At 29.7% G+C, this 17,256-nt stretch carries 10 protein-coding genes and 1 pseudogene; 8 read left to right on the forward strand and 3 right to left on the reverse strand.

Translation table 4 applies throughout. The features are described from left to right. A pseudogene (locus OF377_RS00005) lies at nt 1–445 on the reverse strand (hypothetical protein); the annotation flags it as partial. 272 nt (nt 446–717) lie between these two features. Here OF377_RS00005 and def point away from each other — a divergent pair. From def to pepF, 4 genes are all read left to right on the forward strand, one after another. After that, nucleotides 718–1,320, forward strand: coding sequence for a peptide deformylase (gene def / locus OF377_RS00010; RefSeq protein ID WP_263835854.1), 603 nt, complete (start codon nt 718–720; stop codon nt 1,318–1,320). 2 nt (nt 1,321–1,322) lie between these two features. Beyond that, the gene (locus tag OF377_RS00015; RefSeq protein ID WP_263835855.1) at nt 1,323–3,251 is read left to right on the forward strand and encodes a DNA gyrase/topoisomerase IV subunit B; all 1,929 of its coding nucleotides are present in this window, start codon (nt 1,323–1,325) and stop codon (nt 3,249–3,251) included. Between the two features lie 2 nt (nt 3,252–3,253). After that, nucleotides 3,254–5,668 carry a DNA topoisomerase IV subunit A gene (gene parC / locus OF377_RS00020; RefSeq protein ID WP_263835856.1) on the forward strand — a complete coding sequence of 805 codons (2,415 nt, stop codon included), beginning with the start codon at nt 3,254–3,256 and terminating at the stop codon, nt 5,666–5,668. A 946-nt stretch (nt 5,669–6,614) separates the two neighbouring features. Beyond that, nucleotides 6,615–8,423 carry an oligoendopeptidase F gene (gene pepF, locus OF377_RS00025; RefSeq protein ID WP_263835857.1) on the forward strand — a complete coding sequence of 603 codons (1,809 nt, stop codon included), beginning with the start codon at nt 6,615–6,617 and terminating at the stop codon, nt 8,421–8,423. A 579-nt stretch (nt 8,424–9,002) separates the two neighbouring features. Here the strand turns inward: pepF and ribF are convergent. Both ribF and truB read right to left on the reverse strand, forming a co-directional pair. Beyond that, a complete protein-coding gene (ribF, locus tag OF377_RS00030; RefSeq protein WP_263835858.1) occupies nt 9,003–9,860 on the reverse strand; it encodes a riboflavin biosynthesis protein RibF in 858 nt (285 codons plus the stop codon). Beyond that, a complete protein-coding gene (gene truB, locus OF377_RS00035) occupies nt 9,826–10,506 on the reverse strand; it encodes a tRNA pseudouridine(55) synthase TruB (protein ID WP_263835859.1) in 681 nt (226 codons plus the stop codon). Before truB ends, ribF begins: the two co-directional genes overlap by 35 nt. Nucleotides 10,507–10,674: 168 nt before the next feature. On the opposite strand from truB, the gene OF377_RS00040 reads away from it, so the two are divergent. From OF377_RS00040 to metK, 4 genes are all read left to right on the forward strand, one after another. Further along, nucleotides 10,675–11,730, forward strand: coding sequence for a hypothetical protein (locus tag OF377_RS00040; RefSeq protein WP_263835860.1), 1,056 nt, complete (start codon nt 10,675–10,677; stop codon nt 11,728–11,730). 197 nt (nt 11,731–11,927) lie between these two features. After that, nucleotides 11,928–14,618, forward strand: a complete 2,691-nt coding sequence (gene ileS, locus OF377_RS00045; protein ID WP_263835861.1) for an isoleucine--tRNA ligase — start codon at nt 11,928–11,930, stop codon at nt 14,616–14,618. Then, nucleotides 14,611–15,615: a tRNA (adenosine(37)-N6)-threonylcarbamoyltransferase complex transferase subunit TsaD gene (gene tsaD, locus OF377_RS00050; RefSeq protein ID WP_263835862.1), complete on the forward strand. Its 1,005-nt coding sequence runs from the start codon at nt 14,611–14,613 to the stop codon at nt 15,613–15,615. The genes ileS and tsaD overlap by 8 nt, the downstream gene beginning before the upstream one ends. A 248-nt stretch (nt 15,616–15,863) precedes the next feature. Further along, nucleotides 15,864–17,000, forward strand: coding sequence for a methionine adenosyltransferase (gene metK, locus OF377_RS00055; RefSeq protein WP_263835863.1), 1,137 nt, complete (start codon nt 15,864–15,866; stop codon nt 16,998–17,000). The last annotated feature ends 256 nt before the right edge of the window (nt 17,001–17,256 follow it).

Genomic DNA, 17,256 nt, shown 5'->3' on the forward strand with positions numbered 1-17,256 from the left:
CCGGTCGGTCAACATAAACAATTTTTTCAACCTCTTTAAGAACATCAACTGGTTTTTCAACCTCAACAATTTTTTCAACTTCTTTGATAACTTCAACCGGTCGGTCAACATAAACAATTTTTTCAACTTCTTTAATAATTGTTTGAGGTTGACTTGTTGTTGATGAACAAGTTTGCACATCAAGTTCAATATTGAAAGTTTGGTGTTCGGCGGTAATGACATTGGTTGCACATGCTTCTGCATCAGCATTATGGTTTTGGTTATGTTGATCAAAAGTGTTAGCGTTTGCGTTTACTAATTGATCTTGGTGTTCGCAAATATCAGCATCATTATCACAAGCACAATATTCAACTTTTAATAAGCGGTTACGGATTGAATTTGTTTCATTGAACAAACGACGTAAATCACTTGTATTTTTTATTGGGTTTTCACTTTTAATTTTCATTATATCTAACCTTTTTGTGATATTTTTCTATTACCTTAAATTATATATGAAACTATATTAAAATAGGGTATTTTTGCAGATAAATATTGGATTATAAAAAGATTTAAAAATTTAATAAAATGCCAAGAATATAAAATCTTGCGAGTATTTTGCAAAAAAATTCTATTTTCAGTGTAATTTTGTTTGTAAATATTTATTTCGCTGATTTTGTAAATTCCTTTTCTTCATATATAATTAATTATATTTATCATAATTGCAATTAAGGAAGTAGTATGTACAATATCAAATATCAAGATTTAAGTAAGAAAAAAGTTGCTCCATCACGTATGTGGTTGTTTTCGGATGATCATCCAATCATTCGTAAAAATCTAACCCCAATGCAAGGAAATGAGTTTAATAAAGAAGATATTTATAAACTTAAACAAATGATCAACTATATTGATCAATGTTACATTAATAAAGCAAAAAAATATGGGATTCGAGCAGGAATTGCAATTGCTGCAAACCAAGTAGGGTGAGATAAACGAGTAGTGTATATTCATTTTGATGATCACGAAAAAGAAAACCACTATCTATTAGTTAATCCAGAAATTCTTGCTGTTTCTGATAACAAAGCGTTTTTAGCAACAGGAGAAGGTTGTTTATCAGTACATAACGACCGACCAGGATATGTTATTCGTCACGAATGAATTAAAGTACGTGCTTATGACATAATTCGCGAACAAATGATTGAGGAAACCTTTACGGATTACTTAGGTATTTGTATGCAACATGAACTTGATCATATTAATGCAGGTTTATATTATGACCGTATTAACAATCATGATCTTTATCACACTGAACCCCAATGGATTAAAATTGGGAGCATTAAATAATTATGGCTAAACAACCCATTTATGATGATACTAGTGTCCAAGTACTTGAAGGTTTAGAAGGAGTGCGAATGCGCCCGGGTATGTATATTGGAGACACAAACATTAACGGTTTACACCATCTTGCATGAGAAATCATTGATAACGGAATTGATGAAATTAGTAATGGTTACGGAAAGAATCTAATTGTAACTTTACATAATGATTATTCTTTAAGTGTTTTTGATGATGGTAGAGGAATTCCAACAGGCATTAATCCAAAAACCAAAATTTCTACGGTTGAAACTATTTTCACATGCTTACATGCTGGGGCAAAATTTGATGAAGATACATATAAAAATGCTGGTGGTCTACATGGTGTAGGAGCTGCTGTTGTTAATGCGTTGTCTTCAAGTTTAATTTGCCAAGTACATAAAGATAATAAACTTTATGAGGCTCGGTTTAAAAATGGTGGCCAAATTGCACAACCGTTAAAAATAATCGGAGAAACAAATCAAAAAGGAACAATGATTTGTTTCATGCCTGACAAAAGTATTTTTAAAAGCTTGGCATTTAATCCACAAACAATTAAAAATCGTTTGCAACAAAAAGCGTATTTAATTAGTGGTTTAAAAATTATTTTTATTAATGAGATTAGTAAAGATAAAACCAATTTTTATTATCCAGACAATGTTATTGATTATGTGAATGACTTAAGTAAGCAAACAAAAAATATTGGAGAAACAATTTATTTTAGTCATCAAAAAAACAACATTACTGTTCATTTGGGTTTTCGATTTAACCAGTCATCACAGTATATTTTAAATACATATGCTAATGCTATTAATACTGTTGATGGTGGGGTACACGCTATAAGTTTTAAAGCAAACTTAGTCAATATTTTGAATGATTATGCACGGTTAAAAAAAATTATTAAATCTAATGATAAGGGGTTTAGTGAAGATGAATTATTAGAGGGTTTAGTTGCTGTAATTAGTGTGTGGGTTCCCGAATCATTAATTGCATTCGAAGGTCAAACGAAAAATAAATTATCAACCCCTGAAGTTGCGAATATTGTGCAAGAAGCACTAGTTAATAATTTTATTTTTTGATTAAATTCGAATGCAGACTATGCCTTATTGATTATCCAAAACGCTCAAACAATTAAAGAAGCAAAACTTCTTGCTAAAAAAGCACGGGATGTTAAAAAATCTCAAAAAAGTATTAGCAAAGAAGTTGGAATGGGTGGTAAATTAACCCCTGCCCAATCTAAGAAACCCGAACTAAACGAACTCTTTATTGTTGAGGGGGATTCAGCGGGAGGTTCAGCTAAATTAGGGCGCAATAAAAAATATCAAGCAATTTTACCTTTGCGGGGGAAAGTGATTAATGTTTTAAAGTCTAATGTTAGTAATGTTCTAAAAAATGAAGAGATTGCTTCGATTTTTCGTGCTTTGGGAACAGGGATTGATAAGGATTTTGATATTAAAAAACTAAAATATCACAAAATAATTATTATGACTGATGCCGATGTTGATGGATCTCACATTCAAGTCTTATTGCTAACTTTATTTTATAAATATCTTAAACCTCTAATCGAAAATGGGCATATTTACATTGCTCAACCTCCACTTTATAAATTTGTGAACAAAAATAACAAAAAAGTCGATTATGCATATGATGAAGATGCTTTACGTATCTTAAAACAATCAACTAAAAATTACGAAATCCAACGCTATAAAGGATTAGGAGAAATGAATGCTGATCAGCTGTATAATACTACTATGAATCCCGAACGCAGAGTGATGTGACAAGTTAGTATTCAAGATTATTTAGCCGTACACCAACAGATTAATACCTTGATGGGTGAGAATACAGAAATCAGAAAGCAATGAATAGATGCAAATATTGATTTTAGCAACGATGAGGAAATTATCCAAGAGGAAGGTAATTAGAGATGTCCAAAAATATTATTAACCAAAATCTTGCTGTGATTGTTTCTCAAAGTTATGCAAAATATGCTAAATACATCATTCAGGACCGAGCATTACCTGACCTACGTGACGGTTTAAAACCTGTACAACGGCGGATTTTATATGCGATGTATGATTTAAAAATTACATCTAATCAAGCTTATAAAAAATCGGCCCGAACTGTTGGGGAAGTAATTGGGAAATATCACCCGCACGGGGATTCATCGATTTACGAAGCAATGGTACGAATGAGTCAAGATTGAAAAAACAACTTGTGTTTACTAGATATGCATGGAAATAAGGGTTCAATTGATGGAGATAACGCCGCTGCGATGCGATACACAGAAACGCGTTTAGCAAAAATTGCAGATTTAATGCTTGAACATTTAGATAAAAATACAGTCCCATTTGTGTACAATTTTGATGATTCAGAAAAAGAACCAAATATTCTTCCTGCGTTATTTCCTAATCTATTGATTAATGGAGCAACAGGAATTGCGAGTGGCTATACAACAAATATCCCCCCGCATAATCCAAGCGAAGTTTTTGATTGTTTGATCTATAAAGTTAAACACCCTAATGCTTCAATAGATAAACTATTAACCCTCCTGCCAGCACCCGATTTTCCAACTGGTGGTTTGATTTATCAGCCCGAGGAGTGTGCAGAAATACTAAAAACAGGAATCGGAAAATTTGTTTTACGGGCAAAAATTAATGCCAATACTTCCCATGATAAATATAACCAGTTAATTATTAGCGAAATTCCATATGAAACTAATAAAGCAGAAATTGTTAAATCCATTGATCAAATGATTTACGACCAGCAAATTAATGGGATCATTGAAGTTCGTGATGAATCTGATGCACATGGAATTAGTATTGTTATTGATATCAAAAAAGATATTAATTATCAAAATATCAAACAGTATTTATATAAAAAAACTAACCTACAAATTACATACCACGCAAAAATGGTGGCAATCCATAACCGAGCGCCAGTGGTGTTTAATTTAAATTTATATTGTGATGCGTTTATTAATCATGCTTTAGATATATTAACTAAGGTTGACCAGTTTAATTTAAACAAAATTAATCTCCGAATGGAAACTGTTCAAGGGTTGATGAAAGCGTTAGATATTATTGATGAAATCATTAAAATTATTCGGAGTTCATCTGACAAACAGAGTGCACGTGAGAATTTAATTAACCGTTTTGCTTTTACTTATAACCAGGCAGAAGCAATTGTAATGATGCGTTTGTATAGGTTAACACAAACAGATTTATTTGCTTTGCAAACAGAATGAAACGAATTGCAAACACAACAAGCATTGTTGATGAATCGTTTAGGTAATGAATATGTAATGCGTGAATATTTAATTAGTTTGTTTACAAGTTATAAAAAAACTTACGGATATTCTCGCAAATCTATTATTGTGCCCGAGGAAGCAGATATCAAAATTGATGAAATGCAAATGGTCCAGGAATTAGATTTACATTTATGTATCTCTAAAAACGGATATATTAAAACCGTTAGCCCAAAATCATTTCAAACTAATAATTATGAAGAAATTGGTTTAAAAGATAATGATAATTTAGTTTTTCATAGCTATTTATCTAACCATAAGCATTTACTGATCACAACATCATACGGTCGTTGCTTATATTTACCAATTAACAAAGTTAATCAGTTCAAGTGAAAAGATTTAGGTGAACATTTAAATACTTATTGTTTATGAAACATAAACGAAACAGTTGTTAGTGTTTTTGTGTACGAGGAAATGAAAGATACCAACCACTTAATAGTTGTGACGAAAAATAACAAAATTAAACAAATTAGTTGCAGTGAAATTACGGGTTTTGAAAAGAATAAAATCAAGGATTTACGCATTGTTAAACTAATAAACGATGATCAAGTGGTCAGCGTGCATCAGACTGCGAATCAGCATCAAGATATTTTATGTATTAGTGCTTTAGCAAGAACTCTTATTTTTAAGGTGAATGAAATCAATATCGCTAATCGCAATGCCATCGGAACAAAAGTGATGAGCTTGAATGATGGAGATTATATATTAACAACATATCTGATTGATGAAAAAATTAAATACTTATGGTTGTTTAATAATGAATGAACTAAAATGGTTAATATTGATGATTTTAAGATTTTTAAACGTGGTTTAAAAGGTGTTGAATTAAATCCAATTAAAAAACCTATCTTTTTAGACCAGGTCGTTTATTTTAATAAAGAAATGATTTTTAATTGTAAACAAAACGATCAAACCTTGATCTGTTCACAAATTTCATATCAAGCAAAAGAGATTACTAACCGATTTGTAAAAAATGATATGAATATTATATCTGTTTTATATAACCATTATTTAAGTGTCAAAAATAATGAATAGTCTAGAGAAATAAAAAGTTTATGGTTATATTTGATAAATAACAAGTTAACAACTTATTAAAAAAGAAACAGATTAACTCTCTGTTTCTTTTTTAAAAATATTTACCATTAATTTTGACTTAATTCTTAACAATACTATATCCTATAAAGACAAAGTATTTAATTACCAATTATGCTACATAACAGACATACAATTACCCGAATATTTTTATTCTGTTTTTTCTAAAATAAATCGATATTTATCTGGGGCAAACTTGTGTTTTAGCGCATTTTCTTATTATTAATCGTTTTTACTCAACTATTTCATATTAACGATTACCTTATATGATCGTATCGGATGTGTGTCTTACTACTTCAGGTACTTTTTGATTTATTATCCATTTATTTCTATCTTTTTTGTTTTTGAGGTGCCATAAGATAGAAAGTTTGTTGTATATTTTTTGTTTTTTTGATTTAAATGTAAATTTTATTTTTCTTGATATTTCTTTTGTATACCACTTATTCATAATATTTCTAAAGATTATAAAATCATTTTGTCTATAAAATTATTTACATTATTATTGATGGCTATGAGTCTTCTGTGCCTTTGCCTTAATATTGTTGTTAGCTTTTCTAATTTTTTTCATTTTTACCCCTCCTTTTTAATTTTTGAATAAAAATTAAGGAGTACATATTTTACCAAAAGAGAGATTAAATGTTTTTTTGATGTTATTACCTTTAGCTTAATAAAAAAATTGTTATTTTTTAAATAACGACAAAATAAGGAATCTAAATATTTGCAAAAATTATAATTAAAATTACAGATTTATCGTGTTTTTTAGAAATAGAATCTTGTTTTGCTTATTTTATATCATATTTACTTCGTTCATTATTTTTTTCTTTAAAACTCGGTTAATTAAAATACACAAGTGTGTTAGAATAATAACATTGTTATTAAAGGAGCAAATATGACAAACACAAAATACCAGTGAGATTTATCAGATTTATTAAATAATAAGTCCCTAGAAGAGAATTATAACGATTTAGTTGCACTTAAAAATAAAGTTTTAAAACACTATCCAAATTTTTTACGTTCATTAGCTGATTTTAAACAATGAATCACTTTTGAAGACCAATTAGAAATTGCTACAAATCGTTTATATAATTATGTACACAACAGTTTAAATGTTAATGTGGCTGATGATTATTTCAACCAATGAAACCAAAAGCTAAACAGTTTGTTGTTCGAAATTAACAATGCCCTTGCGGATTTAAATGAAAAAGTAATTAAAGATGAAATATTAATTCGTTCATATTTAAAAGATGAATCAATTAAAGCATACACACCTCGTTATGAAGCGATTTTACGTTTTAAAAACCATACATTAGATAAGAAAACAACAAATTTATTTAATTTAATGGACCGGGCAACTGCGGGATTCGAAGAAATTTATTCAACATTTACAAATAATGATATGGTCTTCGCTGATCTTGTGGATACAAATGGCAAAATTTATCCAATCGCAAGTGAAGCGGATTGTTTTAAATATTTAAAATCAAGTGATGAACAATTACGAAAACAAGCTTATCAATCTCTATATAACGCTTATGTTGCTAATAAAGCGAGTTTAACTAAAATGCTTTATTTTAATTACTTAGCATATAATGAACGTGCAAAGGTTCGTAATTACAATGATTACATTCATGAAGCAACATTTCAAGATGAAGTTACACCAGATTTAATTACTTTTATTTATGAACAAGTTAAAAAATATCGTCCAAGCATAGTTGCATATGAAGAAGCGAGAAATAAATATTTAAAGAAATTATTAAATAAATCAACGATTGAACCATGAGATACAAAAATTTCGTTGTATGAAAAAAACATTACTTATAGTGTCGAAGATGCAAAAGCAATCACACTAGAATCTCTACAAGTTTTAGGGGATGAATATGTTGGAAATTTAAAACGTGCATTTGATGAGAATTGAGTTTCATGATTACCTGCAAAAGGGAAACGTTCAGGAGCTTATTCAATTGGAGGAATTCGCGGTATTGACAAATACTATATTCTAATGAATTTTGAAGAATCAATCGAAAGTGTGCAAACTATTGTTCATGAATTGGGACATTCAATGCATTCTCTATACGCAAACAAAAATCAACCAATTTTTAGTGAATACAAAATTTTTTATGCAGAAATTGCATCAGTAATTAACGAGGTTTTATTAAACTACTATTTATTAAAAAAATATAAAGATGATAAAAAAATGCGTTTATTAATTCTTGATGAAATGATTTCTGGTTTCTTTGCAACAACAACTCGTCAGATAGTTTTTTCAAACTTTGAATGAATTGCAAATCAAAAAATTAATAACAACGAAGCGTTTACAGCGGACATTATTTTAGATACATATGCAGAATTAAACGAAATATATGCTGGTAAAACAAGCTCACGTGAAAATTTAGATGCATTTGTGTTAGCAAACGTAACACCTCTGAGAATTCCACATTTTTATGCAGGAAACTTTTATGTTTACAAATATGCAATTGGTCAAATCTGCGCATTAATTGCAGGGGATCGTATTTACAAAGATGAAGCAAATAAAAAATACCTTTACGATTTCTTATCAAGTGGAGGTTCAAGATCTCCGCTTGACACGATTAAACTTTTGAATATTAATTTAAATGATACTCAAACATGAGTTGACGGAATTAACATTGTTAATGAGTGAATTAATGAATATACAGCGCTCATTGATGAATTAACCAAATAAGAATAATTATTAATAATTTATATAAACATAACATCAATTGATGTTATGTTTATTTTTTTGGAAAGTGTTGAAAACTAAAAAGACAAATTAACTCATAGTGCAACTCAAGAAAGTGTAAATTATGAAGATTTAGATAAAATATTAATTATTATTCCAAATGAAAAAGTTTTATTAAATAAAACAGATATTAATTTTAATGAGCTTGAATATATTCTTTTTTTGGCAAAGGCGATAGAAAAAGTGAATTGTTTTTTGATGCACAAACAAAAATGATTAAACTTTTTAAATGGTCGTAACATGATAATACGGTGTTATTTGTATCATTAAAATCCGGGTATAAAAGATTATAAGTTGGGCGGATTCAAAAAACGCTAGCTATAATTGTAATTGATAAGTGGATAGCTATTCAACGATTACAACAGTTACTAGGACATACTAAAATTCATAGAACACTTAAACGTGTAATAATCATGCAAAGTAATGTTAAAATTTCTCAGCATAAATACATTAGTTAATTATTGAAGAATGCAATTAAAAAAACAGGCGTCAACCTGTTTTATTTTTATTAATTAATAATTACTAATACTTTGCATTCTTTGCTATTTGAACATATGATGTAATTGTGTTGATTAATTCGTCTATTGAATTAAATTTTTTGTTAGGTGCGATGTAATCATGAAAAATAATTGTTAGATTTTGGTTGTAAATATTTTGATGAAAATCGATAATGTGCGTCTCGATAAACGAATAATCACGACTAACGATTGTTTTAGGAACACCTATATAAGTGATTGCCTTATAAGTTTTATTATTCACAATCGCACTTGTAATATAAACTCCATCTACTAAACGAATTAGATTTGGATCACAATGAATGTTTGCAGTTGCAAAGCCGAGGTTTGAAGCTACTTGATCTCCGTGCACAACTAATCCGCAACGAGTATATGGATTAACTAGTTTTTGGTTTACATAATCTCAGTTATTGGTTGCGATTCCAGTTTTAATTAATGATGTGGAAACTGAGTTCAATGGTGCTTCAATAATCAAAGTATTAGGATAACTTTGTTTCAAAAAACTACTTGGCTGTTGATCGGAGCCGAAACTAAAATTTTGACCAATAACAATTCGTTCGGGCGCAAGTTTTTTTAAATATAAATCAATAAAATTTTGAGCATCAATGTTGTATTCTTTAATATCAAAAACATAAATATCAACTAAGCCAGGTAGTTGCTCTAACATTTCAATGCGTTTTTCAAAGGGGTATAAACTTGCAGTTTTTCGGGGAATATTTTTAAAGGTTAAAATACTAAACTTTTTGGATTCAGCAAAAAGTTTCATATGTCCGTGGTGTAAGCCATCGAAAAAACCGATAATAAGATCAACACCTGAATCCATTACTAGGTTATTTATTTGTTGGGGTTTGAGTTCAATAATCATAGACATCACTTATTTCTAATGCTTGATCGATACGAAAATGACCACTACGGGTACGCTGTAAATCTTTTAAAACCGCATATGTATGCATTATGTCTGCAAGATCAACAGCAAATGAGCGTACATAAAAACCTTTAGAAACAACTAAACGAATTTTTAAAATATTATTAACAAAACTAATGATTTCATACTCTTTTAATTCCACTAGTCGTTTGGGTAAATCTAAGCTAATGTTTTTGCGTGCAAAATCATATGCTTTTTTTCCATTAATTTTTATTGCACTGTGCATTGGCGGCATTTGGTAATAAGGGGATGATGACAATATTTGAAGAGCGTTTTGAATCATCAATAAATCTACTTTTGTATTATCTTCTTTTAGAATTTGACCAACAATATCATAAGTATCAGTATGTATATTAAACAAAATATCTGCAACATATTCTTTCTCATCTAATGTCAATTGACCAAGAAGTTTTGTTGCATTATTAATTCCAATGACAAGTACGCCTGTTGCGTTGGGATCAAGAGTTCCAGCGTGTCCAATTTTTTTGACCTTTAACATATATTTTAGCTTATTTACTACATCAAATGATGTTCAGTCTTTAGGTTTATTTATTATTAAAAGATTTTTTTTATCGATCAAGTACATTACCTTCTTTACCATGCAAAAAGATCACCAAAGTGATCTTCTTTATTTGCATATACTTTATTTTATTATAAAATAAAAAGGTAGCTTTTAATAACGAAACTGAATTACAGGCATTTATTAAAGTTAATTTGAACATAATATTTATAATCAAGGGAAATAAAAAAATTAATGAAAACAGTTGTTATTATGAATAAAACTTATGAGCATCAGAAAGAGTTTCGGACTAATATTATGCATGATAGTGGGCCATTTTTTCATAATGATCGATTTCTTAATTTAGCTAGTCAAACCCTTGATCAACATGTGAAGAAGAAAAGTATTCCGCTATATTATTTTATGAACTGGTGGTTTTATACTACAAACCATAAGTTAGATCCTGATTTATCTCGCAAAAAAATGTCGATCGTTTGGGTTCTAGTAAATCTTTTTTTTATTTTATGTATTATTGGTTTAATTGCATGTATTCTTGCTGGAATTGCAAAACCAATTTTAACCGCATCATTTGTATCTATAAAATTAGCGAAATCTGATTATGTGGGTAAACTAGTTGTAAATGGCGTAACGATTGCTGAAGGATTAACTAAAACTGGGAATGTTGCTGGAGGTGCTTTATCTGACCAATTTGAATATATTCCCGAAGTATGACGACTTACTTTTAAGGATGCGAAAGTTATTGCACCGTTATTGTTAACAATTTTTTTCTTTTTCTTTTCTTTTTTATATATTTATATGCAACGCAAAATTCGACCTGCAACGAATAAATTGAATGTTGAGGGTTATTTAGTTGCTAAAATGAATTTAATCAATCATTTTAAATGAATTTTGAAACGTCAAGTTAAGTTTGTTCCCGGTATTAAAGAACAAAACCATCGACTAGTGTTTAATATGAAACCTGATTATAATTTAATGCGGGTGATGAACTATATTTATGGTGGATTGCACGAAATGAATATAATGATGGTTATTGATTTTGATGATGATAAAGACAAGGATATTTTTGATTTGCAAAAAACAATTAAGCAAGATTTTGATAATTTAACGTTAATTGTTCTAAGTAAAGAGAAAGCAAATGATCTAGTTTCAATTTATCAAAATGGTCGTTTATCTTCTTCTATTATTAATGTAGAAAACAACCAAGAAGATGTTGACCAAAATGTACGAGAAGATATTGTTTTTCATAATGACACAAATGAGGTTCATATTTCTTTTTCATCAGAGGAATAAAAATATTCAAAATGCAACTGTAAACAGTTGCATTTTATTGCCTTAAGTTGTTTTTGGGATAATATTGTTATTTTTTGCCTCTTTTTTTGATTTATAACATAAACCACCAACAACCTACCCTAATCTTTGTTAAAATATATAAATATGTCATTATTTTAATATAATCAGACACGTACTTAATGATTACAGGAGATTTCATGAAAGATTATAAAACCACTTTAAATATGCCTTATACTGCTTTTGAAATGAAAGCAAATTTAAACGTTAAAGAACCAAAAATTCAAAATTTTTGAAACGAAAATAACATTTATCAACAACGTTTAACTAAAAATAAAAATAACCAAAAATATGTGCTTCATGATGGTCCGCCATATGCAAATGGCAACATCCATATCGGACACGCACTAAACAAAATTTTAAAAGATATTATTATTGCATCTAAAAATATGCAAGGGTTTTATGCTCCTTTTATTCCGGGTTGAGATACACACGGATTACCTATTGAAGTTGCATTAGCAAAGAAAACAAAACTGAATGATTTAAGTGTTAATGAACGTCGTTTCTTGTGCGCCAATTACGCAAAAGAGCAAGTAGCTAACCAAACTGCTCAATTCCAACGTTTAGGAATGTTTGCGGATTTTAAAGAGCGTTATTTAACGTTAGACCACCAGTTTGAAATTGACCAGTTAAAATTGTTTCAAACATTATTAAAAAAAGGTTATGTATACCAAGATTTCAAACCTGTTTTCTGATCTTGATCTTCACAATCAGCCCTTGCAGAATCAGAAATCGAATATGCAGATCGTTCATCACATGCAATTTATGTTTTAATGCCTGCAGTAGAAGATGATGTTTTAGAAGCTCAAACTTTTTATGTTATCTGAACGACTACTCCATGAACATTGCCAGCTAACCAAGCAATTTGCATTCACCCAACATTAACTTATGATGTAGTTCAAGTTGGACCAAAAAAATTCATTATTGCAACTAATTTAGTTAAGCAATGATGTCAAGAAATGGGGTTAAGAAACTATCGTGTTATAAGAACATTAAAAGCAACAGAATTAGAAAATAAACAATATATTTCTGCTTATACAAAAAAACTTTGTCCAATTATTATGGATGAATATGTATCAGATAGTGATGGAACAGGTTTAGTTCATAATGCACCCGCATTCGGTCTTGAAGACTACTATGCTTGCAAAAAATATAATATTAATGCAGAAGTAATGATTGATCAATACGGAAAATATAATGCATTAGTGAATGATCCTATTCTTGAAAATATTTTTTATGAAGATGCGAACGAAATTATTTTAGATAAACTAAATGATGATCATTTACTATTTGATAAAAAAATTATTACCCACTCAGTGGCACATGACTGACGAACAAAAAAACCAGTAATGTACCGCGCGACTAAACAATGATTTGTATCAGTGCAAAACGCAAAAGAAAAAATTATTCAAACTCTTGAAAAAGATGTGCAAACAAAGAGTTTACGAGGAATTGAACGAATTAAAGAAATGATCGCTAACCGGAAGGAGTGATGCATTTCGCGTCAACGGGTATGAGGGGTTCCTATTCCAATGATTTTTGACGAAAACAACCAACCAATTTATGATCCTGAGCTGGTTGAGCACATCATTAATGTTTTAGATAATAAAGGTGTAGATAGTTGATTTAGCGAGGATGTTAATACTTTTTTAACCACTAAGTATTTACAAACCAACAAAACTTTTAGAAAAGAAAAAGATATTATGGATGTTTGGTTTGATTCGGGGAGTTCATATTCAATACTGCAACATGCAGGTTTAAACTATCCTGCTGATTTATATCTCGAAGGATACGACCAATACCGTGGTTGATTTAACTCATCGATTATTACTGGAACAATTTTGAATAACCAGTCACCATATAAATATCTTGTTGCCCATGGAATGGTTTTAGATGGGGCCGGATTTAAGATGTCCAAATCCAAAGGTAATGTTGTTGATCCACTAAGTGTTTGCAATCAGTATGGGGCAGATATCTTACGTCTTTGAGCGAGTAATATTGATTACGAAAATGATTCACGCATATCAGATGATATCTTGAAACAAACTGCAGAAATTTACCGTCGGATTAGAAACACACTCTTTAAATATTCATTATCAGTTTTGAGTGATTTTGATGTTATTACCGATTACACAAATAAGTTAAAACAAGAAGATTTATATGTCTTGAATGAATTTAAACAATTATATTTTGAGTGTGTAAAAGCGTATAATAGTTTTGATTTTATGGAAATTATCAAACAAGTTAATAAATTTATTTTAGATTTATCAGGTTGGTATTTTGATTTAATCAAAGATGCTTTATACTGCTTAAAATTAAATGATTTACGGCGTCGACAAATTCAGTCAACTGTGTATTTTATTTTAAAAAACGCCCTTATTTTACTAACACCAATTATTCCACACACTTGTGAAGAAGCATATATGCAACTAAATGATGTGAATAAATTAGCATCAATTAAATTAGAAAACTTCTTAACTATTGCAGCTTTTGATCAATTTAATTTTGCTGAAATTAAACATGTACAAGCTTTTTTTGATATCAAGGACGAATTATTTGGTCTACTAGAAAAAGCACGTAAGGATGGCTTGATTAAAAAGAATAATGAAGCGTTAATCAATATTAATCAAGATTTGATTAAATGTCAATTTCTAAAAGATAATCCAATGACTCTTGCACAATGGTTGAACGTTGCTCAAGTTGTTTATGGAAATGAAAATAGTGTTGTTAATCCAAATTTTAACAAGTGTTTGCGTTGTTGAAATTATTTTGTAGATGATCAAATGCGTGATGATATTTGCGTCCGTTGTGACCAGGTTTTAAATGACTAATGATCTATATATTTTAAGCATTGAAACTAGTTGTGATGAAACAAGCATGGCTGTTTTTAAAAACAACCAATTGCTTGCACACAATATTACCACTTCAATGCAAGTCCAAGCTGATTACGGAGGGGTTGTCCCCGAAGTGGCTTCGAGGTATCATGAACAAAATATTGTTCTAGTGTTCCGAACGGTTATTAAACAAGCAGGCATTAATCCTAATCAATTAACACATATTGCATACACAGCGTTTCCGGGTTTACCCGGATGTTTGCACGTAGGAAAAGTTTTTGCTGATTTAATTAGTCGAATTTATCGTGCAGAACTTGTCAAAATTAATCATCTACATGCTCATTTGTTTTCTGCAGGAATTGATCAACCCATAAAATTTCCTTTTCTAGGACTTGTTGTTAGTGGAGGAGAAACAAGTATTTATCATGTTAAAGACTACGATGATATCGAAATTATCAATCAAACACAAGATGATGCTGTGGGCGAGGTTTATGATAAAATTGCCCGGATTTTAGGTTGGAACTATCCCGGGGGACCAATAATCGACAAGCATTATGATCCAGAAGAAGCGGATTTAATGTTAGTTAAACATCCAAAGCCTGAACAAATGTTTTCGTTTTCGGGTTTAAAAACTGCTTTTATTAATTACGTTCATAATTTAAGACAAAAAAAACGGGATGTGAACAAGGTTCAAGTTGGCTCTTCTTTGCAAAAATATATTGTTGATGAGCTGTGTTTGAAATTAGAGTATTATCTACAAAGATATAATTTAAATCGTATTTATTTGGGTGGTGGTGTATCGGCAAATAAATTATTGCGGACACGCATTAAAACACTTGCCAATGAAGTTTATATCCCCCAACTTTTATACACAACCGATAATGCAGCAATGATTGGCATTTATGCTTATTTTTTGATTAAGAACAATAAAAAATCAGTTTTAATTAAAATTAATGAAGATTTGTGCGCTTGAAAGAAAAATAAAAACAACTAAAAATATTGATTTATACTTTATCGTTATTATTACTTAGCAAATCTGTTTTTATTAACAAAGGATAATAAGTTCTAAGACGTATTTTACAAGGTCTGATTATTATAAAAAAATCAATAATTTTAAGAAAAGAATTAGGTTTCTTAGAAGGAACACAGGAAACCTAATTTTGTTTTTGTTTTTTTGCTTATACAAGTAAGTGAAATATATTGCAAAATTATAATAAAAAAACAAAATTCAAAGGAGAGAATATGCTATACCAAAAAATTATCACATCTGAGTCAGTTGGTGCTGGACACCCCGATAAAATTTGTGACCAAATTAGTGACAGTATTTTACAAGCCTGTTTGACACAAGATAAAAATGCAAAAGTTGCTTGTGAAGTTCTTGCTTGTAATCATTTAATTGTCATTGCAGGAGAAATTACAACTAGCGCTTATGTTGATGTTGTCCAAACGGCATGGGATGTTATTAAACCGTTAGGTTATAATGAAAATGATTTTACAATTATCTCTAATGTTAATCAGCAATCAAATGATATTAATCAAGCAGTAGATCAACAAAACATCATTAACGCCGGTGATCAAGGTATTGTTTTTGGGTATGCATGTAATGAGACGGCAAGTTATATGCCATTAGCGATTAGTATGGCACATGATTTAGTACGAATTCTAGAAACCAAACGGGTTAATAAAGCAATTCCATATATTAAAAGTGATATGAAATCACAAGTAAGTATTAATTACTCAACAACACCAGTTCAAATTGACTCAATGCTAGTAAGTGTACAGCACGACGCAGATTATGATCAAGCTACTTTAGAAAAAGATGTCAGTGATGTGATGGTTGATGTTGCAACTAACTACGGATTAAATACTAATTTCAAAAAAATTGTTAATCCATCAGGAAAATTTGTTATTGGTGGACCTATTGGGGACACAGGGTTAACTGGTCGAAAAATTATTGTTGATACATATGGTGGTTATGCAAAACACGGTGGAGGAGCGTTTTCAGGGAAAGATCCATCTAAAACCGACCGTTCAGGCGCTTATTTTGCACGTTGAATTGCAAAAAACGTTGTTGCAGCAGGGTTTTGTGAACAACTAGAAATTCAATTAGCTTTTGCGATCGGGAAGCCCGCACCAATTGCAATGTATATTGATACATTTAACACAAACAAAATCGACGAAAGTTTATTGTTTGAAATCATTAAACAAAGTTTTAATTTTAATGTTAATGATTTTATTAATGATTTAGATTTATACAATGTAGCATACAGAAATGTTGCGGTTTATGGACATTTTGGTCGTAATGATTTGGATCTTCCATGGGAACGTTTAAATAAAGTTGACCAGTTAAAACAAATTTATACAAAATTAAAAAAATAGACTTATAAAATATGCATGCCAAAAAAATATTTGTTGATTTTCAATTTTTAGTGTGTATATTTTTTAATTTTTTTATGCCAAATAGGCAATTCCTAATAAAAATATCTTATATAAAAATTCATTAATCGATTTATTTATGGAAATTATTAGAATTGATCTTTGGTAGTTGTTATCTATTCAATTCATTTATAGAAAAATATTTTTTAGTCATAGAGTTAAATAAAATATTAAAGAAAAAATAAATATTTCTATTTTT

Origin of the sequence: Ureaplasma sp. ES3154-GEN (assembly GCF_025780075.1) — a bacterium.
Lineage (GTDB): Bacteria > Bacillota_I > Bacilli_A > Mycoplasmatales > Mycoplasmoidaceae > Ureaplasma.